Annotated in this window: 24 protein-coding genes; 8 read left to right on the plus strand and 16 right to left on the minus strand. The window is 70.8% G+C overall.

The window, feature by feature from the left end:
- The first annotated feature begins 120 nt into the window (after nt 1–120).
- The 3 genes from ABD882_RS03830 (at nt 121) to ABD882_RS03840 (ending at nt 4,224) form a co-directional block, all read left to right on the plus strand.
- Nucleotides 121–534: a fluoride efflux transporter FluC gene (locus tag ABD882_RS03830; RefSeq protein ID WP_345184535.1), complete on the plus strand. Its 414-nt coding sequence runs from the start codon at nt 121–123 to the stop codon at nt 532–534.
- A complete protein-coding gene (locus ABD882_RS03835; RefSeq protein ID WP_345184537.1) occupies nt 531–896 on the plus strand; it encodes a fluoride efflux transporter FluC in 366 nt (121 codons plus the stop codon). Before ABD882_RS03830 ends, ABD882_RS03835 begins: the two co-directional genes overlap by 4 nt.
- 100 nt (nt 897–996) lie before the next feature.
- Nucleotides 997–4,224 carry an efflux RND transporter permease subunit gene (locus ABD882_RS03840; RefSeq protein ID WP_345184539.1) on the plus strand — a complete coding sequence of 1,076 codons (3,228 nt, stop codon included), beginning with the start codon at nt 997–999 and terminating at the stop codon, nt 4,222–4,224.
- Between the two features lie 119 nt (nt 4,225–4,343).
- On the opposite strand, the gene ABD882_RS03845 is transcribed toward ABD882_RS03840, so the two are convergent.
- The 5 genes from ABD882_RS03845 to ABD882_RS03865 form a co-directional block, all read right to left on the minus strand.
- Nucleotides 4,344–4,883: a YaeQ family protein gene (locus ABD882_RS03845; RefSeq protein ID WP_345184541.1), complete on the minus strand. Its 540-nt coding sequence runs from the start codon at nt 4,881–4,883 to the stop codon at nt 4,344–4,346.
- Between the two features lie 26 nt (nt 4,884–4,909).
- Entirely contained in the window at nt 4,910–6,211 is a 1,302-nt protein-coding gene (locus ABD882_RS03850) for a serine hydrolase domain-containing protein (RefSeq protein WP_345184543.1), read from the minus strand.
- Nucleotides 6,212–6,324: 113 nt separating this feature from the next.
- The gene (locus ABD882_RS03855) at nt 6,325–6,819 is read right to left on the minus strand and encodes a molybdopterin-binding protein (RefSeq protein ID WP_345184544.1); all 495 of its coding nucleotides are present in this window, start codon (nt 6,817–6,819) and stop codon (nt 6,325–6,327) included.
- A complete protein-coding gene (gene moaC, locus ABD882_RS03860; RefSeq protein ID WP_345184545.1) occupies nt 6,816–7,286 on the minus strand; it encodes a cyclic pyranopterin monophosphate synthase MoaC in 471 nt (156 codons plus the stop codon). The genes ABD882_RS03855 and moaC overlap by 4 nt, the downstream gene beginning before the upstream one ends.
- Before the next feature lie 29 nt (nt 7,287–7,315).
- Nucleotides 7,316–7,558, minus strand: a complete 243-nt coding sequence (locus ABD882_RS03865; protein WP_345184818.1) for a MoaD/ThiS family protein — start codon at nt 7,556–7,558, stop codon at nt 7,316–7,318.
- Nucleotides 7,559–7,665: 107 nt separating this feature from the next.
- On the opposite strand from ABD882_RS03865, the gene ABD882_RS03870 reads away from it, so the two are divergent.
- Both ABD882_RS03870 and ABD882_RS03875 read left to right on the plus strand, forming a co-directional pair.
- Nucleotides 7,666–8,835 carry a ThiF family adenylyltransferase gene (locus tag ABD882_RS03870; RefSeq protein WP_345184546.1) on the plus strand — a complete coding sequence of 390 codons (1,170 nt, stop codon included), beginning with the start codon at nt 7,666–7,668 and terminating at the stop codon, nt 8,833–8,835.
- Nucleotides 8,799–9,242 carry a molybdenum cofactor biosynthesis protein MoaE gene (locus ABD882_RS03875; protein WP_425563320.1) on the plus strand — a complete coding sequence of 148 codons (444 nt, stop codon included), beginning with the start codon at nt 8,799–8,801 and terminating at the stop codon, nt 9,240–9,242. Before ABD882_RS03870 ends, ABD882_RS03875 begins: the two co-directional genes overlap by 37 nt.
- 148 nt (nt 9,243–9,390) lie before the next feature.
- Here ABD882_RS03875 and moaA read toward each other — a convergent pair whose 3' ends face one another.
- The 5 genes from moaA to ABD882_RS03900 form a co-directional block, all read right to left on the minus strand.
- Nucleotides 9,391–10,527, minus strand: a complete 1,137-nt coding sequence (gene moaA / locus ABD882_RS03880) for a GTP 3',8-cyclase MoaA (protein WP_345184549.1) — start codon at nt 10,525–10,527, stop codon at nt 9,391–9,393.
- A 67-nt stretch (nt 10,528–10,594) separates the two neighbouring features.
- Nucleotides 10,595–11,698, minus strand: coding sequence for an ABC transporter ATP-binding protein (locus tag ABD882_RS03885; RefSeq protein WP_345184550.1), 1,104 nt, complete (start codon nt 11,696–11,698; stop codon nt 10,595–10,597).
- Nucleotides 11,695–12,537: an ABC transporter permease gene (locus tag ABD882_RS03890; protein WP_345184552.1), complete on the minus strand. Its 843-nt coding sequence runs from the start codon at nt 12,535–12,537 to the stop codon at nt 11,695–11,697. Before ABD882_RS03890 ends, ABD882_RS03885 begins: the two co-directional genes overlap by 4 nt.
- Nucleotides 12,537–13,340, minus strand: a complete 804-nt coding sequence (modA, locus tag ABD882_RS03895) for a molybdate ABC transporter substrate-binding protein (protein WP_345184553.1) — start codon at nt 13,338–13,340, stop codon at nt 12,537–12,539. Before modA ends, ABD882_RS03890 begins: the two co-directional genes overlap by 1 nt.
- On the minus strand, nt 13,340–13,741 hold the full coding sequence (locus tag ABD882_RS03900; protein WP_345184555.1) for a TOBE domain-containing protein: 402 nt from the start codon (nt 13,739–13,741) through the stop codon (nt 13,340–13,342). The genes modA and ABD882_RS03900 overlap by 1 nt, the downstream gene beginning before the upstream one ends.
- A gap of 244 nt (nt 13,742–13,985) precedes the next feature.
- Here ABD882_RS03900 and ABD882_RS03905 point away from each other — a divergent pair, with 244 nt between their 5' ends.
- The gene (locus tag ABD882_RS03905) at nt 13,986–14,495 is read left to right on the plus strand and encodes a nucleoside deaminase (RefSeq protein WP_345184557.1); all 510 of its coding nucleotides are present in this window, start codon (nt 13,986–13,988) and stop codon (nt 14,493–14,495) included.
- A gap of 29 nt (nt 14,496–14,524) precedes the next feature.
- Nucleotides 14,525–16,051 (plus strand): NCS2 family permease, encoded by a 1,527-nt coding sequence (locus ABD882_RS03910; protein ID WP_345184559.1) that lies wholly within the window; start codon nt 14,525–14,527, stop codon nt 16,049–16,051.
- Nucleotides 16,052–16,239: 188 nt separating this feature from the next.
- Here the strand turns inward: ABD882_RS03910 and xdhC are convergent, their stop codons facing one another.
- From xdhC to ABD882_RS03935, 5 genes are all read right to left on the minus strand, one after another.
- Nucleotides 16,240–17,067, minus strand: coding sequence for a xanthine dehydrogenase accessory protein XdhC (xdhC, locus tag ABD882_RS03915; protein WP_345184562.1), 828 nt, complete (start codon nt 17,065–17,067; stop codon nt 16,240–16,242).
- An 82-nt stretch (nt 17,068–17,149) separates the two neighbouring features.
- Nucleotides 17,150–19,537 carry a xanthine dehydrogenase molybdopterin binding subunit gene (gene xdhB / locus ABD882_RS03920; protein ID WP_345184564.1) on the minus strand — a complete coding sequence of 796 codons (2,388 nt, stop codon included), beginning with the start codon at nt 19,535–19,537 and terminating at the stop codon, nt 17,150–17,152.
- Nucleotides 19,534–21,051: a xanthine dehydrogenase small subunit gene (locus ABD882_RS03925; RefSeq protein WP_345184566.1), complete on the minus strand. Its 1,518-nt coding sequence runs from the start codon at nt 21,049–21,051 to the stop codon at nt 19,534–19,536. The genes xdhB and ABD882_RS03925 overlap by 4 nt, the downstream gene beginning before the upstream one ends.
- Before the next feature lie 270 nt (nt 21,052–21,321).
- The gene (locus tag ABD882_RS03930; RefSeq protein ID WP_345184568.1) at nt 21,322–22,077 is read right to left on the minus strand and encodes an IclR family transcriptional regulator; all 756 of its coding nucleotides are present in this window, start codon (nt 22,075–22,077) and stop codon (nt 21,322–21,324) included.
- Nucleotides 22,078–22,198: 121 nt separating this feature from the next.
- Entirely contained in the window at nt 22,199–23,101 is a 903-nt protein-coding gene (locus ABD882_RS03935) for an aldose 1-epimerase family protein (RefSeq protein ID WP_345184571.1), read from the minus strand.
- 322 nt (nt 23,102–23,423) lie between these two features.
- Here ABD882_RS03935 and ABD882_RS03940 point away from each other — a divergent pair, with 322 nt between their 5' ends.
- Nucleotides 23,424–25,670 (plus strand): DEAD/DEAH box helicase, encoded by a 2,247-nt coding sequence (locus tag ABD882_RS03940; RefSeq protein ID WP_345184573.1) that lies wholly within the window; start codon nt 23,424–23,426, stop codon nt 25,668–25,670.
- Between the two features lie 114 nt (nt 25,671–25,784).
- Here ABD882_RS03940 and ABD882_RS03945 read toward each other — a convergent pair whose 3' ends face one another.
- The gene (locus ABD882_RS03945) at nt 25,785–26,264 is read right to left on the minus strand and encodes a GNAT family N-acetyltransferase (RefSeq protein ID WP_345184575.1); all 480 of its coding nucleotides are present in this window, start codon (nt 26,262–26,264) and stop codon (nt 25,785–25,787) included.
- Nucleotides 26,265–26,310: the final 46 nt, after the last annotated feature.

Below are 26,310 nucleotides of genomic sequence, written 5' to 3' on the forward strand. Positions count from 1 at the left end.
AGTCTACGGAACCCGGGTGTGGCCGGTGCCGACCACCGGGCCTTGCTCGGTGCAGAACGGCCCGGGAATGGCTCGAGTGGGGCGGGCATGCGGGCAACGGTGAGGAATAGGCTGGCGGGCGTGACCTCGCCCATCCCGCTCCGTCTCGCGCTCGTGGTCGCGGGCGGCGTGGTCGGCACCGCGGCCCGGCTCGGCCTCGGGCTCGCGCTGCCGCCCGCGACGGGTGCCGCGGCAGGGCTCGGCGCCGTGCCCTGGGCGACGCTCATCGCCAACATCGTCGGCGCGTTCCTCATCGGCGTGCTCGCGGCGCGGCTGCCCGGATCCAGTGCGGTGCGAGTGCTCCTGGGCACCGGCGCGCTCGGCGGCTTCACGACCTACAGCGCCTTCGCTGTCGGCACGGTAACCCTGTGGCAGACGCAGCCCTGGCTCGCCGCGGGCTACGCGGTGATCAGCGTCGTGCTGGGCATCGGCGCCGCGGCGCTCGGGCTGGATCTCGCCCGCCCCCGCTCCACGCACACCCAGGCGCACGGATGAGCCCGCTGGTGTTCCTCTTCGCCGCGCTCGCCGGAGGCGCCGGCGCGGGCCTGCGCTATCTCGTCGACCTCGGCGTGGCCCGGCTGACCGGCACGCGGTACCCGTGGGGCGTGCTGGTGATCAACGTCAGCGGATCCTTCGTGCTCGGCGTGATCACCGGAGGCTTCCCCGGCGCGGCGTTCGTCATCGGGGCGGGCCTGCTCGGCGGATACACCACGTTCAGCACCGCGATGCTCGACACCGTCGCGCTGTGGCGGGACGGATCCTCCCGCGCGGCCGCGTTCAACGCCGCCGGGATGCTGCTGCTCGGGATCGCCGCCGCCGTGGCGGGGCTCGCACTCGGCGCCGCGCTCGCCGGCTGACTCGGCGAGCCGGGCCCCTTCCTCCGGCGCCCGTAGACTCGGCCCTGTACGCGCGCACGGGGGAACGCCTGCGCGAAGCAGGGGGATCTGAGGGAATCGAATGTCAAAGCTCGCCGTCCTGAGTCTGCGCAACCGTGCCCTGATCGCCCTCATCACGATCGTCGCCGCCGTGTTCGGCGGACTCGCCCTCACGAGCCTGAAGCAGGAGCTGATCCCGTCGATCGAGTTCCCGCAGCTCGCGATCGTGGCCAGCTACCCGGGCGCTTCGCCCGAGGTCGTGGAGCACGACGTGTCCACGCCGATCGAGACGGCCATCCAGGGGGTGCCGGGGCTGGACACCTCGACGGCGACGAGCACCACGAACTCCTCGGTGATCCAGGCGTCGTTCACCTACGGGACCAACCTGGCCACCGCCGAGCAGAAGATCAACCAGGCGATCGGGCGGATCAAGGCGCAGCTGCCGAACGGCGTCGACCCGCAGGTGATCACCGCGTCGATCGACGCCTTCCCGGTGATCCAGCTCGCCGTCACCGGATTCTCCGATGCCGAGACGGCACAGCAGCGGATCACGAGCACGATCCTCCCGAAGATCGAGCGGCTCAAGGGCGTGAACGCGGCCTCGCTCGTCGGCGGTCAGGGCAAGCGCGTCACGATCACGCCGGATGACGCCGCCCTGCTGCGGGCGGGCGCCGCGCCCACCGCGATCAAGGACGCCCTGCAGCAGAACGGCACGCTCTTCCCCGGTGGGGCGATCACAGAGGCGGACAAGACGCTCACGGTGCAGACCGGTGACAAGCTCACCAGTGTCGAGCAGCTGCAGGCGATCCCGCTCGTCGGAGCCGCCCCCGGCACCACGATCGGCACGGTCGCGAGCGTGAAGCTCGACGGGGATCCGATCACCTCGCTCTCCCGCGTCGACGGCAAGCCCGCCCTCACGATCGCGGTGACCAAGCTGCCCGCCGCGAACACGGTCGACGTGTCCAACGCCGTCACCGATCTGATCCCGCAGCTGAAGAAGGATCTGCCCGGCGCGACCTTCACGACCGTGTTCGATCAGGCCCCGTTCATCCAGCAGTCCATCGAGTCGCTCGCGCAGGAGGGCCTGCTGGGCCTTCTGTTCGCGGTGATCATCATCCTGATCTTCCTGCTGTCGGTGCGCTCGACGCTCGTCACCGCGATCTCGATCCCGACGAGCGTGCTGATCACCTTCATCGGGATCCAGGCGTTCGGCTACTCGCTGAACATCCTCACGCTCGGCGCGCTCACGATCGCGATCGGCCGTGTGGTCGACGACTCGATCGTCGTGATCGAGAACATCAAGCGGCACTACGTCGGCGGCGCGGATAAGAAGACCGCGATCCTCAGCGCCGTGCGCGAGGTCGCGATGGCGGTCACCGCATCGACGATCACCACGGTCGCGGTGTTCCTGCCGATCGCGTTCGTGGGCGACATGACCGGCGAGCTGTTCCGCCCGTTCGCACTCACGGTCACGATCGCGATGACCGCCTCCCTGCTCGTGGCGCTGACGATCGTTCCCGTGCTCGCGTACTGGTTCCTGCGCCCCGGCAAGCAGCTGCTCGATGAGAACGGCCGCGCGATCGACCCCGAGCACGAGGACGCCCCGCCGTCGCGATTGCAGAAGGCGTACCTGCCGATTCTGCGCTGGACGCTCCGGCACTCCTGGATCACGCTCGTGCTCGTCGTCGTCGTGCTGGTCGGCACGATGGCCATCGCGCCGCTGATGAAGGTCAACTTCCTCGGATCCAGCGGGCAGAACACGTTCACCATGACGCAGTCCCTGGGCCAGGCTCCGAGCCTGGACGCCGAGGACAAGGCCGCGCAGAAGGTCGAGGAGGCGATCAAGGACATCCACGGCATCAAGACCGTGCAGGTGTCGATCGGCTCCAGCGGATCCGCGCTGCGCGATGCGTTCTCGGGCGGCGGATCCGGCATCACCTACTCGATCACGACGGATCCCTCCGCCAACCAGGAGACGGTGCAGGCCGACGTCCGCGCCGCCGTGAAGAAGCTCGACGGCGTCGGAGATCTCACGATCGCAGCCTCCCAGGGCTTCGGATCCAGTGACATCCAGGTGAAGGTCACCGCGCCCGACGAGAAGACCCTCGCCGCCGCGACCGATGCGCTCGTGGCCGAGCTGAAGCACCCATCGGCAGGCGCTTCGACAGGCTCAGCGGCCGGGACGGCGCTCAGCCAGGTCTCCAGCAACCTCTCCGCGTCGCTGCCGTACATCGCGGTGCAGGTCGACCGCGCCGCCGCCGCGCAGCACGGCCTCAGCGAGGTCGCCGTCGGCGGCATCGTGTCGCAGGCGATGCGCCCGCAGCAGCTCGGATCCGTGGAGATCGACGGATCCGCCCTCACCGTCTACCTGCAGAGCGCGACCCCGCCGACGACGATCGACGCGCTGAAGGCGCTGGCGATCCCGACCCGCACGGGGATCATCCGGCTGGACGCGATCGCGAGCGTGCAGCAGAGCGAGAGCCCCGCCTCGATCACGACCCAGCGCGGCCAGCGCACGGCGACGGTGACGATCACCCCGAAGGGCAACGACCTGGCGAGCGCCTCTGCCGCGGTGACCGCGGCGATCACGAAGGCGAAGCTCCCGTCCGGGGCCGACGCATCGCTGGGCGGCGTGGTGACCCAGCAGCAGGACGCGTTCGGGCAGCTCGGCCTCGCGATGCTCGCCGCGATCCTGATCGTCTACATCGTGATGGTCGCGACGTTCAAGTCGCTGCGCCAGCCGATCCTGCTGCTCAGCTCGGTGCCGTTCGCGGCGACCGGCGCGATCCTGCTGCAGATCGTGACGGGCGTGCCGCTGGGCGTCGCCTCGCTGATCGGCGTGCTGATGCTCATCGGCATCGTCGTGACGAACGCGATCGTGCTCGTGGACCTGGTGAACCAGTATCGCGAGAAGGGCATGAATGCGCACGACGCCACGATCGCGGGAGGATCCCGGCGCCTGCGCCCGATTCTGATGACCGCGCTCGCGACGATCTTCGCGCTCACCCCGATGGCGCTCGGCATCACCGGGCATGGCGGGTTCATCTCGCAGCCGCTCGCGATCGTCGTGATCGGCGGCCTCGTGTCGTCGACCGTGCTGACGCTGCTCGTACTGCCGACCCTGTACAACCTCGTCGAGGGCGCCAGGGAGCGCCGGGCCGCGAAGCGCGCGGCGAAGGCGGGTGCGGGCTCGGATGCGGGCTCGGATTCGGCGGTCGCGGCGACGAGTGCGGAAGCCCCCGTGGAGCACGCGCTGACCCGCCGTGAGCTGCGCGAGCACGGCCCCGCCACGGCGGGCGAGGCCGACTGAGCGACCATTCGGGGCGCGTGGACAGCGCGGGTCCCACGCGTCCGCACTCGGAGATGGAAAGTGTCGCTCAGACGGGCATCGGAGGAGCGGTTTCCATCTCCGACGGATCCGGCAACCGGTCAGGCGAGCTCGTGCTCGTGCAGGGCGGAGCTGAGCGTCATGCCGTTCAGGTCCAGGTACAGCGTGTGCTCGGTGACGGTCATAGTGACGGTGTTGCGGCGCTCGAGCAGGGGCACGGCCTGCTCGATGAAGCCGGGGTCGAAGCTGAACAGCCGGATGTCCTCGGAGCGATGGATCCGCTTGCCCGCCCACGGCGCCATGACCTTGGCCGGATCGCGATGCGTGTAGACGACGGTGCGCTCGGCGAGGCGGCTGCCGTGGTGCAGCCGCTCGGCGTCCGGTGCGCCGATCTCGATCCACGCGGTGAGGCGGCCGGTGAGATCGCGCACGATGATCGCGGGCTCCTCGGTCGAGGAGAGCCCTTCGCTGAACGCGATCCCCTCGGTGAACTCGAGCCCGTACGCGAGCAGCCGCGTGAGCATGTACGCGTCGGTCTCGGATGGATGCCGCGCGACCCGCAGCGAGTAGTCCTCGTAGACGCCGCGATCGGTGTCGGCCAGCTGCACGTCGAAGGTGTGGATCGTCGCCCCGGTTGCCATAGGCGTCCCACCTTACGCGGCCAGGCTCAGGGGGCTCCCTGGACGCCGCGTCCGAGAGCTGCGGCCACGGCGTAGAAGATCGAGTCCGCGGGAGTGATCCCGGCGGCCCCCACCGGGCGATCGCTGTTGACCTCGACCACCACCGTCGTGTCGGTGCGGGTGTCGTAGTACAGCGCGGTGTTGTAACCGGGCACCTGTCCATTGTGACCGAGCCACCCCTGCACGCAGTTCAGTCCGATGCCGTAGCCCGAGGGCACGGGGATGGACGACAGGCGCGTGATCTGCGCGTCCCGAGGAAGCAGGCCCTGTCCGGTGCCGAGCGCGCGGCCGTAGACGAGCAGGTCGTCGACGGTGCTGACGATCTCGCCGGAGGCGCCGGCCTGGGACACGTTCCACGCAGTGGAGTCCCGCATCGGCGCGTACGGGCTGATGGCGCCGTCGACGATCCCGAGGCTCGTGTACCCGTGCGCGTGCGGCTCGGGCAGGACGGCGGAGGCCAGCGGGTACGAGGTGTGGGCCATCCGAAGCGGATCGAAGATCCTGTGCTGCAGCTCCTCGGCGAGAGGGTGCCCGGTGATCTTCCCGATGACCTCCCCGAGCAGGACGGTGTTGGTGTTGGAGTAGTGGAACTCGGCGCCGGGTGCCGAGGTGCGCGGCATCGCGAACGCCGTCGCCAGGCGCTGGTCGACCGTCCAGATGATGCTGTAGTCGGTGAGATACCGCTTCATGAATTCGAGGTCGTCGGTGTAGTTGGCGATGCCGCTGGTCATGTTCGCCAGCTCGAGGATCGTGATGTCGGATCCGTCCGGCACGTTCGGCACGAACCTGCTGATCGGATCATCCAACGACAGCTTCTTCTGCGCGACCAGCTGCATGATCATCGTCGTCGTGAACGTCTTCGTCACCGATCCGATGCGGTGGTAGACGTCGGTGGTCATCGGCTCCTTCGTCGTCAGATCCGAGACGCCGTAGGCGCTGACCCAGGTGCCTTTCGGTGTACGCACCCCGACGACCGCGCCCGGCACCTCCGTCGCGGCGAACGCCGCAGCGGCCGCGGCGTCGAGCGGCGCGGACTGCGCTGCCGGCAGCTTGCCGGTCGCTGCGGCACCCTGCTTGCGATCGATCACCGCCCCGGGATCCGGCACGCACGCCGACGGATCGACGGCGGCGGTCGAGGACGGCGTGCGGGTGGAGGGCGGTGGCGCCGTTCCGTTCGCGGTGCACCCCGTCACGGTGAGCAGTGCGCCCACGAGCACCGCCAGGTATCTCGAGCGCCCGAGGCGCCGGAATCGTGGTTCTCTGGCGCGCACGTGCAGCGAGTCGATCATGGGAGTGGGACCGCCCCTCATCGCTGAGAGCCGCGCCCCAGCACAGCCCTCTGAGCACACTGTAGGGGGTGCGCGAGGATCGCGTCGATGGCGGATCGCCACCCGGGCCGGTGTCAGCTGTGGTCGCCGGCGCCGCGCACCTGAGCGAGCAGGTGATCCAGGATCGGATCCAGCACCGCGAGACCGTCGCGCACCCCGCCGCGGGATCCGGGCAGGTTCATCACGACCGTGCGACCGGCGACGCCCGCGACGCCGCGGGTGAGCAGGGCCATCGGGGTCGCGGCGAGGCCGCGGCGACGCAGCTCCTCCATGAGGCCGGGGATCTCCCGGTCGAGCACGGCGGCGGTCGCCTCCGGCGTGCGGTCGTCAGGGGAGAGCCCCGTGCCGCCGGTCGTGAGCAGCAGGCTCGGCGCGAGGGCGAGCGTGGCGCGCAGCACCTCGGCGACCTCCGCGTCCGGAGCGATGATCGGCTCGGCGGTCGCGAAGCCGCGGGCGATCAGCCAGTCGCGGATGATCGGCCCTGTCTCGTCGGCATAGACCCCGGCGGCCGCACGTGTGGAGACGACGAGGACAGTCGCCGAGCGTGCCGCAGCCTGCCCCGGAGTCATTCCGCCGACCAGTCGCCGCTCTTGCCGCCCGACTTGGCGAGCACCCGGATGTCGGTGATCACGGCGTGCTTGTCGACGGCCTTGATCATGTCGTAGAGCGTGAGCGCGGCCACGCTGGCGGCGGTGAGCGCCTCCATCTCGACACCGGTGACGCCCTTCGTGACCGCGGTGGCGAGGATCCGGATCCGGTCGTCCTTGGGTTCGAAGTCGACGGTCACCTTGCTGAGCGGCAGCGGATGGCAGAGCGGGATCAGCGCCGAGGTCTGCTTGGCGCCCATGATGCCGGCGATGCGGGCGGTGCCCAGCGCCTCGCCCTTCGGGAGCGTGCCGTCGGCGATCCGCGACACCACCTCGGCGGTGGTCTGCAGCACCGCCTGCGCCCGCGCCTCCCGCCGGGTCACGGCCTTGTCGGTCACGTCGACCATGTGCGCGGTGCCATCGGCCCGCAGGTGCGTCAATTCGCTCATCGGTTCTCCCACGGTGCGTCGTCTCGGGCTCAGCCGCCCGCGAACGGCGGGAGGATGTCGACCCTCTCGCCGAGCCGGCGGTCAGGATCGCGGCTCACCGTGCCGTCGATGAGGAAGGATCCGGAGCGCAGCACCCGGGCCATCGGATCGCCGTAGCGGCGCAGCAGCTCGTCGCGGAGGGCGCCGAGCGTCCCCGCGACAGGGAGCTCCTCCTGGTCGCGGCCGGCCGCCTCGGCGGCAGCGGCGAAGTACCGCACGGTCACGCTCTGCATCGCGACGATCGACATGCCCTTCAGATTAGACCGTATTGCGGAAACTCGAATCCATAATACGGAAATAGTTTGAGCCAACGGGGATCTCCCCGCGTACACTCGATCATATGATCGCGCTCGTCGAGCCGGGGCCGGAACTGCCGCCCGAACGCATCGCCCGGTACAGCAGGCAGCTCATGCTGCCCGGCTTCGGCGAGGATGCGCAGCGCCGCCTCGGCGCGGCCAGGGTGCTCGTGATCGGCGCGGGCGGCCTCGGCAGCGCGCTCATCCCGGCGCTGGCCGGCAGCGGCGTCGGCACGATCGGCGTCATCGACGACGACGTCGTCGAACTGAGCAACCTGCACCGCCAGCTCAGTCACGGCATGGACGACATCGGCCGGTCCAAGGTCGGCTCGCTCGCCGACACCGTGCGCGACATCGACCCCGGGATCCTGGTGCGCCCGTATCGCGAACGCGCGACCGCCGAGACGCTGCCCACGATCCTCGCCGAGTACGACCTCCTGGTCGACGGCAGCGACAACTTCCCCACCCGCTATCTCGCCGACGATGCGGCACGCCTCGCCGGCAAGCCCCTGGTCTGGGGCTCGATCCTGCGCTTCCAGGGGCAGGTCGGAGTCGCCGTGCCCGAGGTCGGGTTCCGGGATCTGTTCCCCGCGCCGCCGGCCGCCGACGAGGTGCTGTCCTGCGAACTCGGCGGGGTGCTCGCGAGTCTGTGCACGGCCATCGGATCGTTCATGGCGACTGAGGTCGTGAAACTCATCACCGGCGTCGGCGAACCGCTGGTCGGCCGGGTGCTGTTCTACGACGCGCTCACGGCGCGCACCCGGGAGATCGGGTTCGAGCGGGCCGACGACGCCGCGCCGGTGACGGGGCTGGTCGACTACGACCTGTTCTGCGGCACGGGCGCCGCCGAGGACACCTCGGCGCTGTCGGCCGCGGAGGTGCTGCGGCTGCGGCGAGAGGGCGGGGTGCGGCTGCTCGATGTGCGCGAGCCGCACGAGACGCTGCTGCGGGGGATTCCCGGCGCCGCGACGCTGCCGCTCGGTGCGCTCGAGGACGGCGTCGCGGTCCCCGCGTCCGTCGACACGGGCGACGGGCCGCTCGTCGTTTTCTGCGAGAAGGATCCGCGCTCACGGCAAGCGGTGCAGGTGCTGCGCGAGCGCGGTGTCGAGGCGCGCTACCTCGCCGGCGGGATCAGGGCATTCGCCGCCGTGGGCGGGACGACGGAAGGGGCGGACGCATGCGATGCGCTGAGCGACCGAAGGGAGACGAAGTGAGCGAGCGCGCGATCATCAGCGACGAGCCGCTGGACGAGGCCGTCATCCGGGCCGCGGTCGGCGATGCCGCGCACGGAGCGACCGTGATGTTCTGCGGGGTGGTCCGCGACCACGACGGCGGACAGTCCGTGCGCTCGCTGGACTACCGCGCGCACCCCGATGCGGAGCGGTTCCTCGAGGAGATCGTCGAGCGTGTCACGGCGGAGACGGGGCTTCTCGTCGCGGCTGCGCACCGGGTCGGCGACCTCCGGATCGGCGATGTCGCCCTGTTCGCCGCCGCCTCCGCGGGGCACCGCAAGGAGGCCTTCGAGGCGTGCGAGCGCCTGGTCGAGGAGATCAAGCGCGGCGTCCCCATCTGGAAGCGCCAGCACTACGCCGACGGCGTCTCGGAGTGGGTAGGGCTCTGACCGTCGCCGGGGGAGTGAAACCCGTTTCGTCTCCCTCCTCGCTGCGCTCGGTGCTCGCTCAACGACCCCGAAAGGCCACCCCGGGGTCGTTGAGCGAGCGGCGACGAAGGAGCAGCGAGACGAAACGCCGTGATGGGGTCGAAGAGCCTCAGCCCCCGATGTAGCTCATCTCGATGCGGGCGCGATCGGCGCGCAGCTCGGGGGTGAGCTGGGAGCGGATCTCGGAGTAGCGGTCGTCGCGCACGCCCCAGATCCTTCCCAGCGCGGCGGACAGCTCGGCGTCGTCCGCGCCGCCGCGCAGCAGCGCGCGCAGATCGTGGCCCTCGCTCGCGAACAGGCAGGTGAACAGCTTTCCCTCGGTGGACAGCCTGGCACGGTTGCAGGATCCGCAGAACGCGTTCGTGACCGAGGAGATCACGCCGATCTCCCCGGATCCGTCGACGTAGCGCCAGCGTTTGGCCGTCTCCCCCGTCGCCGTCGGTGCGATCGGTTCCAACGGGAAGCGTGCGTCAATCCTCGCGACGATCTCCGCCGACGGCACGACCTCGTCGAGGCTCCACCCGTTCGTGGCGCCGACGTCCATGTACTCGATGAAGCGCAGCACGTGACCGGTGCCGCGGAAGTGCTCGGCGAGGCTCAGGATCTCGCCATCGTTGAGCCCGCGCTTGACCACGGTGTTGAGCTTCACGGGCATGCCCGCGGCCTGGGCGGCGTCGATACCGTGCAGCACGCGCGCGACCGGGAACTCCACGTCGTTCATGCGACGGAACAGCTGATCGTCCAGGGAATCGATGGAGACGGTGACGCGGTCGACGCCCGCCGCCTTCAGCGCCTCGGCCTTGACGGCGAGGGCGGATCCGTTGGTGGTCAGGGCGATCTCGGGCTTGGTGCCGTCGAGCGTGCGGAGGGCGGCGAGGCGTGCGACGAGATCCTCGAGCCCGCGGCGCAGCAGCGGCTCCCCGCCGGTGAGGCGGAGTTTGCGGACTCCATGGGAGAGCGCGGCCCGGGCGATCCGCTCGATCTCCTCGAAGGTGAGCAGTTCATGTCGATCGAGGAATGCGTAGTCGCGGCCGAATACCTCGCGCGGCATGCAATACACGCAGCGGAAGTTGCACCGGTCGGTGACCGAGATCCGCAGGTCGTGCAGGGGCCGTTCGCGCGCGTCGAGGGTGCCGGTCGACGGCAGGCGTCGAGACCCGCTCTGCGCGCCGGACCCGCTCCCTGTGGGCGCGGCGATCCCGGCGTCGGAGGCTCCCGACGGGCGTGCGTTCGGCGTGATCAGCATCGGTCACCCCCTTTCGAGTGGTCAACCGTAGCACCCGCTGCGATGCCCGAGACGCGATCCGGCCCGCTCAGCGCGCTCGGTCGGCGCGCACCGACACGTCCTCCGCGGCCACCTCGAACGCGAGCGGCAACCCCGGGCGCAGGCCCAGCGCGACGGCGACCGTGGACGGGCAGTCGACCGCGATCCCCGGCTGCTCGGCCGAATGCACACGGATCCCTCCCGGCTGCGGCTCCAGCAGCGAGACCGTCCCGATCCAGCGGTTCGCGGACGGTGACAGGGCCTCGGGCGCGGAGCTCGCCGGCACGGCCCGGACCCGCACGGATCCCGGGGCGAACACCGCCGTGCCGTGCTCGCCCTCGCCCAGCGGATCGCCGTGACCGCGCAGCGTGAGGTCGCCCGGGCTCCGTACCGCTCCCGATCCGGCGCCCGTCACGACGACCCGGTTCACGCCCGCCACGGCCGCGACGAAGTCGGAGCGCGGATGACCGAGCACCTCGGCGGTGGGGCCGGACTGCACGACGGATCCGCCCTGCATCACGAGGGTCCTCGTCGCGAGCAGCAGCGCGTCCATCGGATCGTGGGTGACCAGCACGACCGGGATCCCCGCGTCGTCGCGCTGCGCGGCGATCAGCCGCCGGGCCTGCGCGGCGGTCTGCGCATCGAGCGCCGCGAACGGCTCGTCCAGCAGCAGAACCTCGGGGGCGGCGGCGAGAGCACGGGCGATCGCGGCGCGCTGCTGCTGGCCGCCGGACAGCGCCGCGGGGCGTCGCGGCGCGAAGGCGCCGAGCCCGACCTCCTCCAGTCGTGCCCGGGCTCGGCGCCGCGCCTCCGCGCGCGGGACGCCCTGCGCGCGGGGTCCGAACGCCACGTTCTCGAGCACCGAGAGGTGCGGGAACAGCAGCGCACGCTGGCCGAGCAGCGCCATGCGACGCTCGGCCGGAGGAACGCGGACCGCACGGCGGGCGCCCTCGGGTGCGTCGAGCACCCGCGTGCCGATCGACACGTGTCCGGTCGCAGGGAGGTGCCCGGCGATCGCGTCCAGGAGGGTCGACTTCCCGGATCCGTTCGGCCCGATCACCGCGAGGATCTCGCCCGGTGCGACCTCGAACGCAGCCGCCATCCGGAACGCGCCTCGCGTCGCACGCAGGTCGACCGTCATCGGCCCGGTCATCGCACGGCTCCCGGCCGCCAGCCGCGCACCAGCACGAGCGCCGCGATCGCGACGAGGATCAGCATGAGCGACAGCGCGATCGCCGTGTCCTCGTCGACGCCCGCGCCGTTGAACGCCGTGTAGATCGCGAGCGGCATGGTGCGCGTGACGCCGGCGGAGTTGCCGGCGAAAAGAGCCGTCGCGCCGAATTCGCCGAGAGCGCGCGCGAAGCACAGCACGGTGCCCGCGATCAGTCCGGGGGCGGCGAGGGGCAGCGTGACACGGCGGAACACGGTGAACCGGCTCGCACCGAGCCCGGCGGCCACTCGCTCGTGCTCGGTGCCGATCGCGCGCAAGGCCCCCTCGATCGCGATCACCAGGAACGGCAGGGCGACGAAGGTCTGCGCGATCACGACGGCGGCGGTCGTGAACGGGATCTGGATCCCGGCGACGGCCAGGGTGGCGCCCAGCAGTCCGTTGCGGCCGAGCAGCGCGAGCAGGGCGATGCCGCCGACCAGCGGCGGCAGCACGAGCGGCAGGGTGCTGAGCGTGCGCAGCGTCGCCGCGAGCCAGCCAGGACTGCGTGCGATCACGACCGCGAGCGGGATCCCCAGCACGGCGCAGATGACGGTCGCGATCGCTGCGGTCGCGAGCGACAGGCCGAGCGCCTGCAGGGCCTCGGGCGAGGTCACCGCGGCGGGCACCGTCGCCCAGTTCAGCCGCACGAGCAGCGCGACGAACGGCAGCACCAGCAGCAGCACGGCGATGCCGGCCGGGATCAGCAGCCAGACGGGCAGGCGTTCGCCACGCCGCCCGCCGGGCGACGCGACGAACGGTTCCGCGCCGTCCGGATGGGTCATCAGGCGCCGAACCCGAGATCCTTCAGGATCCGCTGCCCGGCGGGCGAGCGCACGAAGTCGACGAACGCGGTGGCGGCCTTCGGGTTCTTCGCGCCCTTCAGCACCGTGATCGGGTACGAGTTGATCGCCTTGTCCGCGCCGGGGATCGCGACCCCGGTGACGGCGCTGCCGGCCGCCTTCACATCGGTCGTGTACACGAGGCCCGCGTCGGCCTCGCCCGCCTTGACCTTGGCGAGCACGGCCGTGACGTTCTGCTCCTCGCTCGCGGGCGTCACCGCGGCGCCCGCGGCGTCGAGCAGGGTCTTCGCGGCGTTCCCGCAGGGCACCGCCGGCGCGCACAGCACGACCTTGAGGCTCGGGTCCGTCAGCGACGACAGGCCGGTCACGTGATGCGGGTTGCCGGGCGCGACCGCGATCTGCAGCACGTTCGTGGTGAACACGGGCACAGTTCCGGCGAGCCCGGCCTGGGAGACCTTGTCCATGTTCTTCTGATCCGCCGAGGCGAACACGTCGACCGGGGCGCCCGCGATGATCTGCGTGGCGAGGGTCGAGGATCCGTCGTAGGTGATCGGCGTGACGGTGACGCCCGGATTCTCGGCCTCGAACGCGTCCGTGATCTTCGCGAACGCGCCGCTCAGCGAGGCCGCGGCGAAGACCGTGAGCTCGCCGCTCGCAGTGCTGGTGGCGGTCGCGCTCGGCGTCGGGGACGTGCTCGGGCTCGCCCCGGGCGCGGAGCATCCGGCGAGCGCGAGGACGGCGGCGAGCGCCGTGGCCGCCAGGGCGGGGAGGGTGCGACGGGTCATCAGGACGACGTCCTCTCGGTCTCGACGATGACCATGGTCGCCTTCACGACGGCCACGGCCTTGGATCCGACCTCGAGGCCGAGTTCTTCCGCGGCCTCGGCGGTCATCAGCGACACGACCCGATGCGGGCCGCTCTGCAGCTCGACCTGGGCCATCAGCCCGTCGACGCGCACCTTCGTGACGAGCCCGGTGAAGCGGTTGCGGGCGCTGCGCAGCACGCCGTCCTCGTCCGTCTCGGCCGCAATGGCCTGCGCCCGTTCCGCGAGCTCGGCGCCGGAGACCACCTGGTGCCCGCTCGCGTCGCGGGAGAGCGTGAGGATCCCCTCCCCGGCCCACCGGCGGATGGTGTCATCGCTCACGCCGAGCAGGCTCGCGGCCTCCCGGATCCGAAAATGCGTCATGAACGTGAGGATAGCGCCGCAGGTGCGGAACAACAACTCCAGTTCTCGCTAGGTGGAAGCGAAGTTCCGAAAAAGGATGGACGGATGCGCGGTTCGCTGTTACAGTCGATCCAGCCCGAAGCCCCATCAGGGGCCGTGGGACGGAAGAAACCTAGCGGTTCGACGTATATCTCGTGGAACGGCCCGACTCGGGGCCCGACCCGATAAGCCGTATCACTGCGACGAAAGCAAGGAAGCTCTCCGCATGAATACAACCGCGCCCGCATCCGCCGTCGGGACCACGCCGGCCGAGTATCTGGCTCGAGCCGTCGCCCTCGCCACCGACAACGTCCGCAACTCCGGCGGACCGTTCGGCGCCATCGTCGTCTCGGCCGACGGGCAGGTCTTCGAAGGGGTCAACCGCGTCACCGCGAACCTCGACCCGTCCGCCCACGCCGAGGTGACCGCGATCCGCAGCGCCTGCCAGGGCCTGGGCACCTTCGACCTCTCCGGCGCCGTGCTCTACACCAGCTGCGAGCCCTGCCCGATGTGCCTGGCCACCTCGCTGTGGGCGCGCATCGACCGGGTGTACTTCGCCGCGAACCGCGACGACGCCGCCGACGCCGGCTTCGACGACGCGGTCTTCTACCGCTACTTCGAGGGCGGACCGGAGGACCGAGAGGTCATGCCCGTCACCGACATCGCGCTGCCGGCCGAGGAGCGCGTCGCGCCCTTCGCCGAGTGGAGCGCCACCACCAGTCGCATCGAGTACTGACTCTCCCGAACATCGAGAAGGACAAGACAATGACGTCATCGACTCCTACATCCACGCCCGAAGAGGACAGCTCGTCGCCGTTCTCCCGCACCGCGGACAGCCATCCTCCCCTCAAGACCGGGGCGACCTCGACGGTCGATGTGGCCCCCAAGAACGCGCTCGACCGCTACTTCGGGATCACCCGGCGCGGCTCGACCGTGGGCCGCGAGCTCCGCGGCGGCATCGTGACCTTCGTCACCATGGCGTACATCGTGATCCTCAACCCGCTGATCCTCGGCGGCACCAAGGACGTCGTCGGGCACGCGCTGCAGGCCGCTCAGATCGGCGCCGCGACCGGCCTGACCGCCGGCGTGATGACGATCCTGTTCGGAGTCGTCGCGCGGCTGCCGTTCGCGCTCGCCGCCGGGCTCGGCATCAACTCCTTCCTCGCCGTCGCGGTCGTCGGCCAGGTGACCTGGCAGGAGGCGATGGGCCTCGTCGTCATCAACGGCGTGCTGATCGTGGTGTTCGGAGCCACCGGCATCCGGACCGCGATCTTCCACGCCGTGCCGCAGCCCCTGAAGGCGGCGATCACCGTCGGAATCGGCCTGTTCATCGCATTCATCGGCTTCGTCGACTCGGGCTTCGTGAACCGCACCCCGGGCGGCCCGCCCGTGCAGCTGGGCGAAGGCGGATCCATCAGCTCCGTTCCGACCCTGATCTTCCTGTTCGGCGTCGTGCTCATCGGGATCCTGGTGGCGCGCAAGGTGCCGGGTGGCATCCTGATCGGCATCGTCGCGTCCACGATCGTCGCGCTCATCGCGCAGTCGGTGCTCCAGCTCGGCCCGTCCGTCAAGGATCCGAACGGCTGGCACATGACGATCCCGCAGCTGCCCAGCTCGTGGGTGACCATCCCCGACTTCGGTCTCGTCGGCCAGTTCGACCTGTTCGGCGCCTTCGGCCGGATCGGCGCCCTGTCGGCCACGATGCTCGTCTTCACCCTGGTCTTCTCGAACTTCTTCGACGCGATGGGCACGATGACCGGGCTCGCCAAGAACGCCGGGCTGGCGTACAAGGACGGCACGTTCCCGCGGCTCCGCTCTGCGTTCGTCGTCGAGGGCTTCGGCGCGGTCGCCGGCGGCATGACCTCGACCTCGTCGAACACGGTCTACGTCGACAGCGCCTCCGGCATCGGCGAGGGCGCCCGCACCGGCCTCGCCTCAGTCGTGGTCGGCGTGCTGTTCCTGCTCTCGATGTTCGTGACGCCGCTGACCCTGGTGGTGCCGATCGAGGTCGGATCCGCCGCCCTGGTCGTCGTCGGCGCGATGATGATGGCGCAGATCCGCGAGATCAAGTTCGACAAGTTCGCCGTCGCGCTGCCCGCGTTCCTCACCATCGTCACGATGCCGCTCACCTACTCGATCGCCAACGGAATCGGCGTCGGGTTCATCTCCTGGGCGCTCATCAACGCCCTCTCCGGCCGGTCGCGCAAGGTGCACTGGCTGATGTGGGTGGTCGCCGCCGGCTTCGCGCTGTACTTCGTGCGTGGACCGGTGGAGCAGGTGCTCGGCCACTGACTCCGTCTCGAGAAGCCCCGGTCCGCGTCGCGGTCCGGGGCTTCTTCCGTGTGACGCGGCCCAGGGCTCTCGTCCGGGAGGAGATCTCGCGCACCGGCGGAAGGATCCGTCCGATTCCTCCGCCCGAGCGTGCGTTCTCCGCCCGAAGGGAGGGCAAGGGAGGGGGAGGGGGCTCGAAGCGCCGAGGCCTACGCGGCGGGCGCGGCTTCGTCGATCAGCTGCAGGATCCGCGCGGCGACGCTCACGGCGATCACTGCGGGCTGCTTGCCGGTCACCTCGGGCACGCCGATCGGCGTGGTCACCCGGGCGAGGTCGTCATCCGTCTGGCCGAGCTCGTGCAGCTTCTTGCGGAACCGCGCCCACTTCGAGGCGGATCCGATCAGGCCGAGGGATCCGATGTCCGCGGTGCGCAGGGCCTGATCGACGATCGCGAGATCCTCGACGTGGTCGTGCGTCATGACCAGCACGTGCGCGCCGGCGGTGAGGTCGGCCAGCGCGGCCTCGGGAACAGGAGCGTGCACGATCCGCACGCGGGCGACCGCGTCGCCGAGCATGCCGCTCTGCCCGGGAACGCCGATGCGCTCCTCGGACAGCATCTCGGCCCGGGAGTCGACGAGGGTCAGGTCGAGCTCATGCCGGGCGAGGATCCTGGCCAGCTCGAGGCCGACATGGCCGAGGCCGAACACGGCGACGGCGGGGGTGACCCTGATCGGTTCGAGCAGCATGGTGACCTCTCCTCCGCAGCACTGCACGCCGTACTCGGTGACGGCCTTGTCGCTCAGCGTGAGCGTGAGCAGCTCCGGCTCGGCCGCGCCGTCGGCGAGCATGCGCCGCGCCTGCTCGATCGCGGTGGCCTCGAGGTTGCCGCCGCCGACGGTGCCGTGCACGGCGTCGGGGGCGACCACCATCTTCGCGCCGCCGTTGCGCGGGGCGTGACCGCGGACGGTCGCCAGGGTCACGATCACGGCGGGGATCCGCCGCGCCCGCAGCTCCTGCAGCGCGTCCAGCCAGTCCATGGTGCTGTGCTCCTCAAGTGATCGAGTCGTCCCCGCCAGCGGGCCCCTGGCGTGCGCTGGCGGGGACGACTCGGTTGGTGGGTCAGTCGGCGGTGATCAGCTCGCGGCCTTCGACGGATTCGGCGCCCGCGTCCGCTGCGGCACCCGCCTCCTGGGCGGTGCGGACCGCCCAGAACACGGCCTCGGGCGTCGCGGGGGAGGCGAGGTCGACCGAGTGGCCGGCCGGGCCGAAGGCCGCCACGGCGTCTCGAATCGCCTCGCGCGCGCTGAACGCGAGCATGAACGGCGGCTCGCCCACGGCCTTGGAGCCGTAGACGGCGCCCTCCTCGCGGGCGTTCTCGAACAGCCGCACGTGGAACTCCTCCGGCATCTCGGAGAAGCTCGGCAGCTTGTACGTCGAGGCGGACTGGGTCTGCAGGCGCCCGCGGTGCGGGCCGTCCGAGACGTCCCAGCGCAGCTCCTCGAGGGTCAGCCAGCCCACGCCCTGCACGTATGCGCCCTCGATCTGACCGATGTCGAGCATCGGCGACAGCGAGTCGCCCACGTCGTGCACGATGTCGACCCGGCGCACGCGATAGGCGCCGGTGAACTCGTCCACCTCGACCTCGGTGGCGGCCGCGCCATACGCGAAGTACTTGAACGGGGATCCCTGCATGATCTCCGGGTTCCAGTGCAGGCCCTCGGTGCGGTAGTAGCCGGCGGCGAACAGCTGCACGCGCTGGAAGTACGCGGCCTTGACGACCTCGCCCCAGGTGACGCGGTTCACGGGCGCACCGAGCGCCGTCGCGAAGCCGCCGCCGAAGCGCACGTCGCGCTCGTCGACGCCGAGCATGCGTCCGGCGACCTTCGCGAGCCGGTCGCGGATCTGCTCGCACGCGTTCTTCACGGCGCCGCCGTTGAGGTCGGCGCCGGACGACGCCGCGGTCGCCGAGGTGTTCGGCACCTTGTCGGTGCGGGTCGGGGCGAGGCGCACCTGGTGCAGTTCGACCCCGAGCGCGGTGGCCGCGACCTGCAGCATCTTCGTGTGCAGGCCCTGGCCCATCTCGGTGCCGCCGTGGTTGACGAGGATCGAGCCGTCCTTGTAGATGTGCACGAGGGCGCCGGCCTGGTTGAACGCCGCGAAGTTGAACGAGATGCCGAACTTGATCGGCGTCATCGACAGCGCGCGCTTGACGTGGGCGCTTCCGGCGTTGAAGTCCGCGATCGCCGCGCGCCGCGCAGCCACATCGGCCTCGTCGCTCAGCTGGCCCCAGATCGTCTCCAGGCGGTCGGCGTCCTTGATGAGCTGACCGTAGGGGGTGCTCTGGCCGGGCTGGTAGAAGTTCTTCCGGCGCAGCTCGAGCGGATCGATGCCCAGCTGCGGCGCGACCCGGCCGAGGATGTCCTCGATGAGGAAGACGCCCTGGGGTCCGCCGAAGCCGCGGTAGGCGGTGTTCGAGGTCTTGTTCGTCTTCACGATCTGCCCGTAGGCGTGCACGTTGGGGATCCAGTACGAGTTGTCCAGGTGGCACAGGGCGCGGCCCAGCACCGGCTCGGACAGGTCGATCGACCAGCCGCCGTCACAGGTGAGGGTGGTGTCGAGCGCCTGCAGCAGGCCGTTCTCATCGAAGCCCACCTTCCAGGCGATGTGGAAGGGGTGCCGCTTGCCGGTCATCGTGATGTCCTGCGTGCGGTTCAGCCGCAGCCGCACCGGGCGTCCGGTGAGCTTGGCGCCGAGGGCTGCGATCGCGGCGAAGCCGTGCGGCTGCATCTCCTTGCCGCCGAAGCCGCCGCCCATCCGCAGGCACTGCACGGTGACCTCGTTCGCGGGGATCCCGAGCACGTGCGAGACCAGATCCTGGGTCTCGGTGGGGTGCTGCGTCGAGCACTGGATGAAGTACTGCCCCTCCGAGTCGCGGATCGCGAAGGAGGCGTGCGTCTCGAGGTAGAAGTGCTCCTGGCCGCCGAACTCGGTGACGCCCTCGAAGACGTGCGTCGAGGCGGCGAGACCGGCCGCGGCGTCGCCGCGTTGCACCGTGCGCGGGGTGCCCTGGAACGACTGCGCGTCGAGCGCGTCCTGCACGGTGATCAGCGACGGCAGCGGCTCGTATTCGACGGTGACGCGCTCGGCGCCGAGGCGGGCGGCCTCCTGCGTCTCGCCGAGCACCCAGACCAGGGCGTGGCCGTAGAACATGGCCTCGCTCGGGAACAGCGGCTCGTCGTTGCGGATCCCTGCGTCGTTGAGGCCCGGCACGTCGTCGGCGGTGAGGACCCGCACGACCCCGGGCACGTCGTAGGCGCCGGACACGTCGATGGTGACCTTGGCATGCGCGTTCGTGGACTGCACCGGCCAGGCAGTGAGCACGCCGGCGGTCTGCTCCGCGATGTCGTCGGTGTACATCGCGGCGCCCGTGACGTGCAGGGCGGCGCTCTCGTGGGCGGCGCGCACGCCGACGACGGGGTTCTCCGGGCGGTCGGCGAGAGTGCTCACTCCGACACCTCCTTCGATTCGATCACGGTCTGGCTGTAGAGCTTGAGCAGAGAGGTGCGCAGCATGTGCGAGCGGTAGTCGCTGCTGGCGCGGTGGTCGGACATCGGGGTGCCCTCGCTGCGCAGGATCTCGGCGGCCGCCTTGACGGTGGCGATGTTCCACGGCTTGCCGATCAGCGACTCTTCGGTGGCGCGGGCGCGCAGCGGAGTCGCCGCGACGCCGCCCAGGCCGATGGTCGCGGCGGTCACGACGCCGCCGTCGATGTCGAGCGCGAAGGCGACGGCGACGCTGGAGATGTCGTCGAAGCGGCGCTTGGCGATCTTGTGGAACGCGGTCGTGGTGGCAAGCGGCAGCGGGATCCGGATCGCCTGGATCAGCTCGCCGGGGCGCTTGACGGTCTGCCGGTAGCCGGTGAAGTAGTCGGCCAGGTCGACCTCGCGCAGCACGACGCCTGCGCCGTTCTCGGAGAGCGAGGCGAGCACGACGCTCGCGCGCAGGGCGAGCAGCGCCGGCGGGGTGTCGCCGATGGGGGATCCGGTTCCGAGGTTGCCGCCGAACGTGCCGCGGTTGCGGATGAGCCGCGAGGCGAACTGCGGGAACAGCTGGGCGAGCAGCGGGATCCGGCCGTCCAGGCGCTTCTCCACCTCGGAGAGCGGGAGGGCGGCGCCGATCTCGACCACATCGTCTTCGATCGTCAGCGTGCGCAGCTCGGGGAGCTGCTCGATCGCGACGACGAGCGGCGCGCGGCGGCCGCGGATGTTCACCTCGACGCCCCAGTCGGTGGATCCGGCGACGAGAAGGGCATCCTTCTCGTCGCGGAGGATCCGCAGCGCCTCGACGAGCGTCGCGGGCCGCACGAAGCGGGCGCCGTCGATCTCGGCGTCGGTGGGGACCGGATCCGGGGCGGGCTGGGCGAGGCGCTGCTGCAGCGGGTCATCGGCCTCGGGCGAACCGAGCGTGTAGGCGGCGTCGCGGATCGGGCGGTAGCCGGTGCAGCGGCACAGGTTGCCGCTCAGTGCATGCAGGTCGAAGCCGTTCGGGCCGTGCTCCGAGTCGTGCCCTTCGACAGGCTCATGGACCGGGCAGGATGCGTCGGACCCTTCGACAGGCTCAGGGACCGAGACGGCCGTGCGGTCGGCGCGGTAGTACTCGCCCGCCATGCTGCAGGCGAAGCCGGGGGTGCAGTAGCCGCACTGGGATCCGCCGCCCTCGGCGAGCTTCGCCTGCACGGGGTGCAGGTCGTCGACGGATCCGAGTCCTTCCGCGGTGACGACCTCCTGGCCGTCGAGGGCGTAGACCGGCACGAGGCAGGCGTTGACCGGGGTCCACGTGGTGCCGCCGTCGGCGGCCGGGGTGGCGAGCAGCATCGCGCAGGCGCCGCATTCGCCCTCCGCGCAGCCCTCCTTGCTGCCGGAGAGGCCGCTCTCCCGCAGCCAGTCCAGCGCGGTGGCGTGCGTGGGCGTGCCCGCGAGCGGGCGGTGCCGACCGTTGACCGTGACGGCGATGTCAGTCATGGAGTCTCCTCGGATCCGGCGACACATCCGATCGCCGTCCTAAGGCGATCGTGCCGCGTGGGAAGTGTCAGGACAAGGGGTCGGCGTCAGCCGTCTGGGTCGGCGTCATCGCCTCTTCTCGCCTTCACCGTCCCAGAAGTTTCCGACAATCGGAAAAGTGATTCTGGAACATGGAAAGCTTACGTCGGATCGCGGCGCATGGTCAAGAGGGTGCGTGGTCAAGAGGGTGCGCGGTCACGAGACCGGCGCGCCGTGGGGGGATCGCTCGGGTCACACCGCGTTGGCGACCGCGGAGATCTCCGCGGCGGTCGCGTGCATCAGCGGGACGGCGCGCTCCGCGAATCGGTCATCGACGCGCGACATCGGCACCGACACCGACAACGCCGTGAACGCCGACATGTGCGGCACGATCGTCGCGTAGCAGCGCACGCCGATCTCGTGCTCGCCGTCATCGATCGCGTAGCCGCGTTCGCGCGTGAGTGCGAGGTCCTCCAGCAGCACCTCGATCGAGACGATCGACTGCGGTGTCGACGACGGCAGGCCGGTGCGCGCGGCGATCGTGCGCACCTGCGCGTCGGTGAGCTGGGCGAGGATCGCCTTGCCCACGCCGGTGGAGTGCAGGTGCGCGCGCCCGCCGACCTCGGTGAACATCCGCATCGCGTGCGGCGACGGCGCCTGCGAGAGGTAGACGACGCGGTCGCCATCCAGCGTCGCGAGGTTCGCGGTCTCGCCCAGGCTTGCCACGAGCGACTTCAGCTGCGGCATCGCGATCGCGCCGAACTGCCGGTTCGCGATCTCGCCGAGGCGCACCAGGCGCGGTCCGAGCGCGTAGCTGCGGTCGGACAGCTGACGCAGATAGCCGCACTCGATCAGCGTCTGCAGCAGGCGATGCGTGGTGGTGAGGGGGAGGCCGGCCATCGGGGCGATCTGGCTGATCGTCAGGTAGCCGCCGGCATCGGCGATGAGCTCGAGCAGGTCGAACACGCGCGTGACCGACTGGACGGTGGTGGGAGCCTTCGCGGCCATGCCGAACCTTTCACCCTGTGGAGGTGTGCGCCCGCATCCCGGAAGACCTCCATCGAGCAGGGTATCCCACCCAACACGCGGGGATCCGGGAGCGCAGACCGTGCGCGTCAGACCGGACGCGTCAGACCGTGAGCGACACGCCCCACTGCGCGGTCCAGGTGTCCCCTGGCGCCAGCCGGCGCAGCCCGCGCCCGGAGTTGAACCCCTCCGCGGGGGCGGACATCGGCTCGAGGGCGACCACGAGCTCCTGCCCCGGGTAGGAGGTGTTCGTGTACGCCTGCAGGTAGTCCAGGCCCTCTCCCTGCCACAGCGTGGCGACCCGGCCGTCTTCGGCGGTGAGGGTGCTGCGCACGAGACCGTCCGCGTCGCGGCGCAGTGTCGCGAAACCGGTGTCGAGCTGCAGGTCGGCGAGGCGCCGCGGCGTGCGCAGGTCGGTGCCGCCTGAGACCGGGGATTCGCCGACCGGCAGCAGCCGGTCATCGGTCTCGAAGAAGGTCTCGGCGGGGATCCGGAGTCGTAGCTCGCGCGGATCCGTGTCGCCGATCGTGACGTACGGGTGCGTGCCGAGGGCGACGGGCGCGGGAGTGGCGGAGCGGTTCACGATCGTGTGCTCCGCGGTGATCCCGTCCGCATCCAGCGTGTACCGCACCGACGTCTCGAGCAGGTACGGGTAGCCGAGCTGCGGCACGACGTCGGCGCGCAGCAGCACGGATCCTTCGCTCCGCTCGGCGATCTCGTACGCCGAATAGCGCAGCAGGCCGTGGATCGCGTTGTTCAGCTTCGGCTCGGTGATCGCCAGGGCGCGGGTCTCGTCGCCGTCGATCCAGATCCCGTCGCGGATCCGATTCGGCCAGGGTACGAGCACGACGCCGGCACAGGCGGGAGCGGGCTGGTCCTCGGGGTACGGCGGGACGACTGTCGTGCCGCCGACGACGAGGTGGCGCAGTGACGCGCCGACCTGAGAGATCTGCGCGCGGACCCCGCCTGCTTCGAGGTGGATCTGGACGCCGGTCGGAGTGCTCATCCCGCCATCGTAGAGCCGCGCGGTCAGTGTGCGCCGAGCGGATCCGGGCGCCGGATCCGGCCGCGTCGATCGGGGCGGACTCTCAGGAGGCTCCGGTAGAGTGGAACGTCGGCTTCGGGCAACCGCAGCCCCACGGGATCCCCGTCGGGCGCGGATGTGTGCGAACGTGTGAGCCCAGGGGCCGATGGTGAGCCGGCGGATCCATCGCCGGGCGCTTATCCATCACATGAATGGCCCCCGGCCGAAGGCTGCCCGGGTATGTCCGCGCCCCAGGAGGGCGACGGGCGCTGTTCTCGTGCGAGAACCAGACAAGGACACCCCCATGCCCAAGAACCACAAGCCCAAGGGCGGACGACCGTCGGCCAACTTCGAGCCGCGCTACGCCAAGAAGACGCCGTTCCACGACCGCCACGCGCAGGCTCGCCCGGCCCGCGACGGCGACGCCGCGCGCGGCGGCTTCGACCGCGATGCCCGTCCGGCCCGTGACGACCGTCGCGTCGACTCCCGCCCTGGCAGCCGTTCACCGAACCACCGCGGCTACCGCGCCGAGCCCGCGGCCGCCGCCGGCGAGCGCGCGCCGAAGCAGCGCTGGTCCGCGCAGGAGCGCGCCGGCCGTGACGAGTCTCGCTCGATCCGCAACCGCGCCGAGTCCGGCCGCGTCGATGCCCCGCATCGTCGCGACGACCGCCCGCAGCGGGATGACCGTCCCCGTTTCGACCGCAGCGACCGTCCGCAGCGGGATGACCGTCCGCGCTATGACGACCGTGCCGGTCGGACGGAGCGTCCGCGTTTCGACCGCAACGACCGCCCCCAGCGGGATGACCGTCCGCGTTTCGACCGGAGTGACCGTCCGCAGCGCGATGACCGTCCGCGTTTCGACGACCGCCGCACCGAGCGTCCGCGTTTCGACCGGAGCGACCGCCCGCAGCGCGATGATCGTGCCGGCCGCACCGAGCGCCCGCGCTTCGAGCGCAACGACCGCCCGCAGCGCGATGACCGTCCCCGTTTCGACCGGAATGACCGTCCCCAGCGCGACGACCGCCCCCGCTACGACGACCGCGCCGCACGGACCGATCGTCCGCGCTTCGAGCGCAACGATCGCCCGCAGCGGGATGACCGTCCGCGTTACGACGATCGTGCCGCACGGACCGAGCGTCCCTCGTTCGACCGCACCGAGCGCCCGCGCAACGACCGCACCGAGCGCCCGCGCTTCGAGCGCAACGATCACCCGCAGCGCGATGACCGTCCCCGTCGCACCGAGCGCCCGGCCCGCGACGACTGGAACCGCACCGCCGATCGTGCTCCGAAGCACGAGATCGGCGAGGACGTCGTCCACGAGCGCCTGATCGCGCAGACCGTCGAGGCCGCCGAGGTCGCGGACGTGACCTTCGGGGATCTGGGTCTCGGATCCAACATCGTCGAGATCCTGACCGGGATGGGCGCGGCGACCGCGTTCCCGATCCAGGCGGCCTCCATCCCCGCCGTGCTCGCCGGCCGCGACGTGCTCGCCCGCGGGCGCACCGGATCCGGGAAGACCATCGCGTTCGGCGCTCCGCTCGTGGAGAGCATCCTGCAGTCCCAGAAGGGCAAGAAGCGCGAGTTCGGCCGCACCCCGCGGGCGATCATCCTCGCCCCGACGCGCGAGCTCGCCCTGCAGATCGACCGCACCGTGCAGCCGATCGCGCGCAGCGTCGGCCTGTTCACCACGCAGATCTACGGCGGTGTGCCGCAGGCGCGCCAGGTGGGCGCGCTGAAGAAGGGCGTCGACATCGTGATCGGCACTCCGGGCCGCATCGAGGACCTGATCAATCAGGGCAAGCTCGACCTCTCCGACGTGCGGATCGTCGTGCTCGACGAGGCCGACCACATGTGCGAGCTCGGGTTCGTCGAGCCGGTGCAGCGGATCCTGCGTGCGACCGGTGACGGCAGCCAGAAGCTGCTGTTCTCCGCGACGCTCGACCGCGAGGTCGCGGCCCTGGTGGACGAGTTCCTGGTCGACCCGGCCGTCTTCGAGGTCGCCGGCGAGACGCAGGAGTCCAGCACGATCGAGCACCGCGTGCTCGTGATCGAGCACCGCGACAAGGCCGACATCCTCACCTCGCTTGTCGACCGTGATGGCCGCACCCTGGTCTTCTCCCGCACGCGCGCCTACGCCGAGCAGCTCGCCGAGGCCTTCGAGGACGCCGGGATCCCCGCGGTCTCGCTGCACGGCGACCTGAACCAGGCCAAGCGCACGCGCAACCTGCACAAGCTGACCTCGGGTCGCGTCAACGTGCTCGTGGCGACCGACGTCGCCGCGCGCGGAATCCACGTCGACGACATCGACCTCGTCGTCCAGGCCGACGCCCCGGACGAGTACAAGACGTACCTGCACCGCTCGGGCCGCACCGGCCGCGCGGGCAACACCGGTCGTGTGGTGACGCTGATCACGCGTCAGCGTCAGCGCCGGATGACCGAGCTGCTCGACCGTGCCGAGATCGAGGCCCCGTTCGAGAACGCCCGCCTGGGTGACGACCTCCTCGAGGAGATCTCCGGTCGCGTGCCGACCGCCGAGGCGCTCACCTCCTGAGCGAGGGCTCGCCGAGCGCGAGCCTCCCTGCCGAAGGGCCGGAGAACCCGGATCCGCTGTGCGGATCGGGTGTTCCCGGCCCTTCGTCGTACCAAAAGCGCTTGACGGCGACGCTCAGAGAACGAGCGCCCAGTCGTTGCTGAGGAGCTCCTCGCCGCGGAACGGGAAAGGCCTGGTTCCACGCAGCGTGAAGCCGGCGTGCCGGCAGAGCGCGTTCGAGGGGGCGTTGTCGACCGCCGGATAGGCGTGGATCTCGGGATGCGTGCCCTCGGCCCGGACGATGCCGATGAGCGTCGCGAGTGCGCTTCCGGCGTGCCCTCGGCCCTGGAACTCGGGCAGCACGCTCCATCCCGTCTCCCAGACCACCGCGTCGGCGTCCTCGTCGTTCTCCCAATAGCCGATCGCTCCGACGGCGTCTTCGCCGACGCAGATGACGAGCATCGCTCCGGGCAGGTCGGTGCGGAGATAGCGGCGATGGCGCTTCTCCAGCTCCTCGGCGGACTCGGGGCGGACCTGATGCGCCGTCATCTCGGCGGTGTTGAAGCCGTCGAGCAGCGGCCGGTCTGCGGGTTGCCAGGGGCGGAGCGTCACCATGCGGCCACGGTACGCGCGGCCGCCGACATCGGATCCGGATCACCGG

Origin of the sequence: Microbacterium panaciterrae (assembly GCF_039541635.1) — a bacterium.
GTDB classification, from domain to species: domain Bacteria; phylum Actinomycetota; class Actinomycetes; order Actinomycetales; family Microbacteriaceae; genus Microbacterium; species Microbacterium panaciterrae.

Coding starts and splice junctions, on each gene's coding strand:
- ABD882_RS03835 (WP_345184537.1), top strand. CDS start 531: ATGAGCCCGCTGGTGTTCCTCTTCGCCGCGCTCGCCGGAGGCGCCGGC.
- ABD882_RS03840 (WP_345184539.1), top strand. CDS start 997: ATGTCAAAGCTCGCCGTCCTGAGTCTGCGCAACCGTGCCCTGATCGCC.
- ABD882_RS03845 (WP_345184541.1), bottom strand. CDS start 4,883: ATGGCAACCGGGGCGACGATCCACACCTTCGACGTGCAGCTGGCCGAC.
- ABD882_RS03850 (WP_345184543.1), bottom strand. CDS start 6,211: ATGATCGACTCGCTGCACGTGCGCGCCAGAGAACCACGATTCCGGCGC.
- ABD882_RS03855 (WP_345184544.1), bottom strand. CDS start 6,819: ATGACTCCGGGGCAGGCTGCGGCACGCTCGGCGACTGTCCTCGTCGTC.
- moaC (WP_345184545.1), bottom strand. CDS start 7,286: ATGAGCGAATTGACGCACCTGCGGGCCGATGGCACCGCGCACATGGTC.
- ABD882_RS03865 (WP_345184818.1), bottom strand. CDS start 7,558: ATGCAGAGCGTGACCGTGCGGTACTTCGCCGCTGCCGCCGAGGCGGCC.
- ABD882_RS03870 (WP_345184546.1), top strand. CDS start 7,666: ATGATCGCGCTCGTCGAGCCGGGGCCGGAACTGCCGCCCGAACGCATC.
- ABD882_RS03875 (WP_425563320.1), top strand. CDS start 8,799: ATGCGATGCGCTGAGCGACCGAAGGGAGACGAAGTGAGCGAGCGCGCG.
- moaA (WP_345184549.1), bottom strand. CDS start 10,527: ATGCTGATCACGCCGAACGCACGCCCGTCGGGAGCCTCCGACGCCGGG.
- ABD882_RS03885 (WP_345184550.1), bottom strand. CDS start 11,698: ATGACCGGGCCGATGACGGTCGACCTGCGTGCGACGCGAGGCGCGTTC.
- ABD882_RS03890 (WP_345184552.1), bottom strand. CDS start 12,537: ATGACCCATCCGGACGGCGCGGAACCGTTCGTCGCGTCGCCCGGCGGG.
- modA (WP_345184553.1), bottom strand. CDS start 13,340: ATGACCCGTCGCACCCTCCCCGCCCTGGCGGCCACGGCGCTCGCCGCC.
- ABD882_RS03900 (WP_345184555.1), bottom strand. CDS start 13,741: ATGACGCATTTTCGGATCCGGGAGGCCGCGAGCCTGCTCGGCGTGAGC.
- ABD882_RS03905 (WP_345184557.1), top strand. CDS start 13,986: ATGAATACAACCGCGCCCGCATCCGCCGTCGGGACCACGCCGGCCGAG.
- ABD882_RS03910 (WP_345184559.1), top strand. CDS start 14,525: ATGACGTCATCGACTCCTACATCCACGCCCGAAGAGGACAGCTCGTCG.
- xdhC (WP_345184562.1), bottom strand. CDS start 17,067: ATGGACTGGCTGGACGCGCTGCAGGAGCTGCGGGCGCGGCGGATCCCC.
- ABD882_RS03925 (WP_345184566.1), bottom strand. CDS start 21,051: ATGACTGACATCGCCGTCACGGTCAACGGTCGGCACCGCCCGCTCGCG.
- ABD882_RS03930 (WP_345184568.1), bottom strand. CDS start 22,077: ATGGCCGCGAAGGCTCCCACCACCGTCCAGTCGGTCACGCGCGTGTTC.
- ABD882_RS03935 (WP_345184571.1), bottom strand. CDS start 23,101: ATGAGCACTCCGACCGGCGTCCAGATCCACCTCGAAGCAGGCGGGGTC.
- ABD882_RS03940 (WP_345184573.1), top strand. CDS start 23,424: ATGCCCAAGAACCACAAGCCCAAGGGCGGACGACCGTCGGCCAACTTC.
- ABD882_RS03945 (WP_345184575.1), bottom strand. CDS start 26,264: ATGGTGACGCTCCGCCCCTGGCAACCCGCAGACCGGCCGCTGCTCGAC.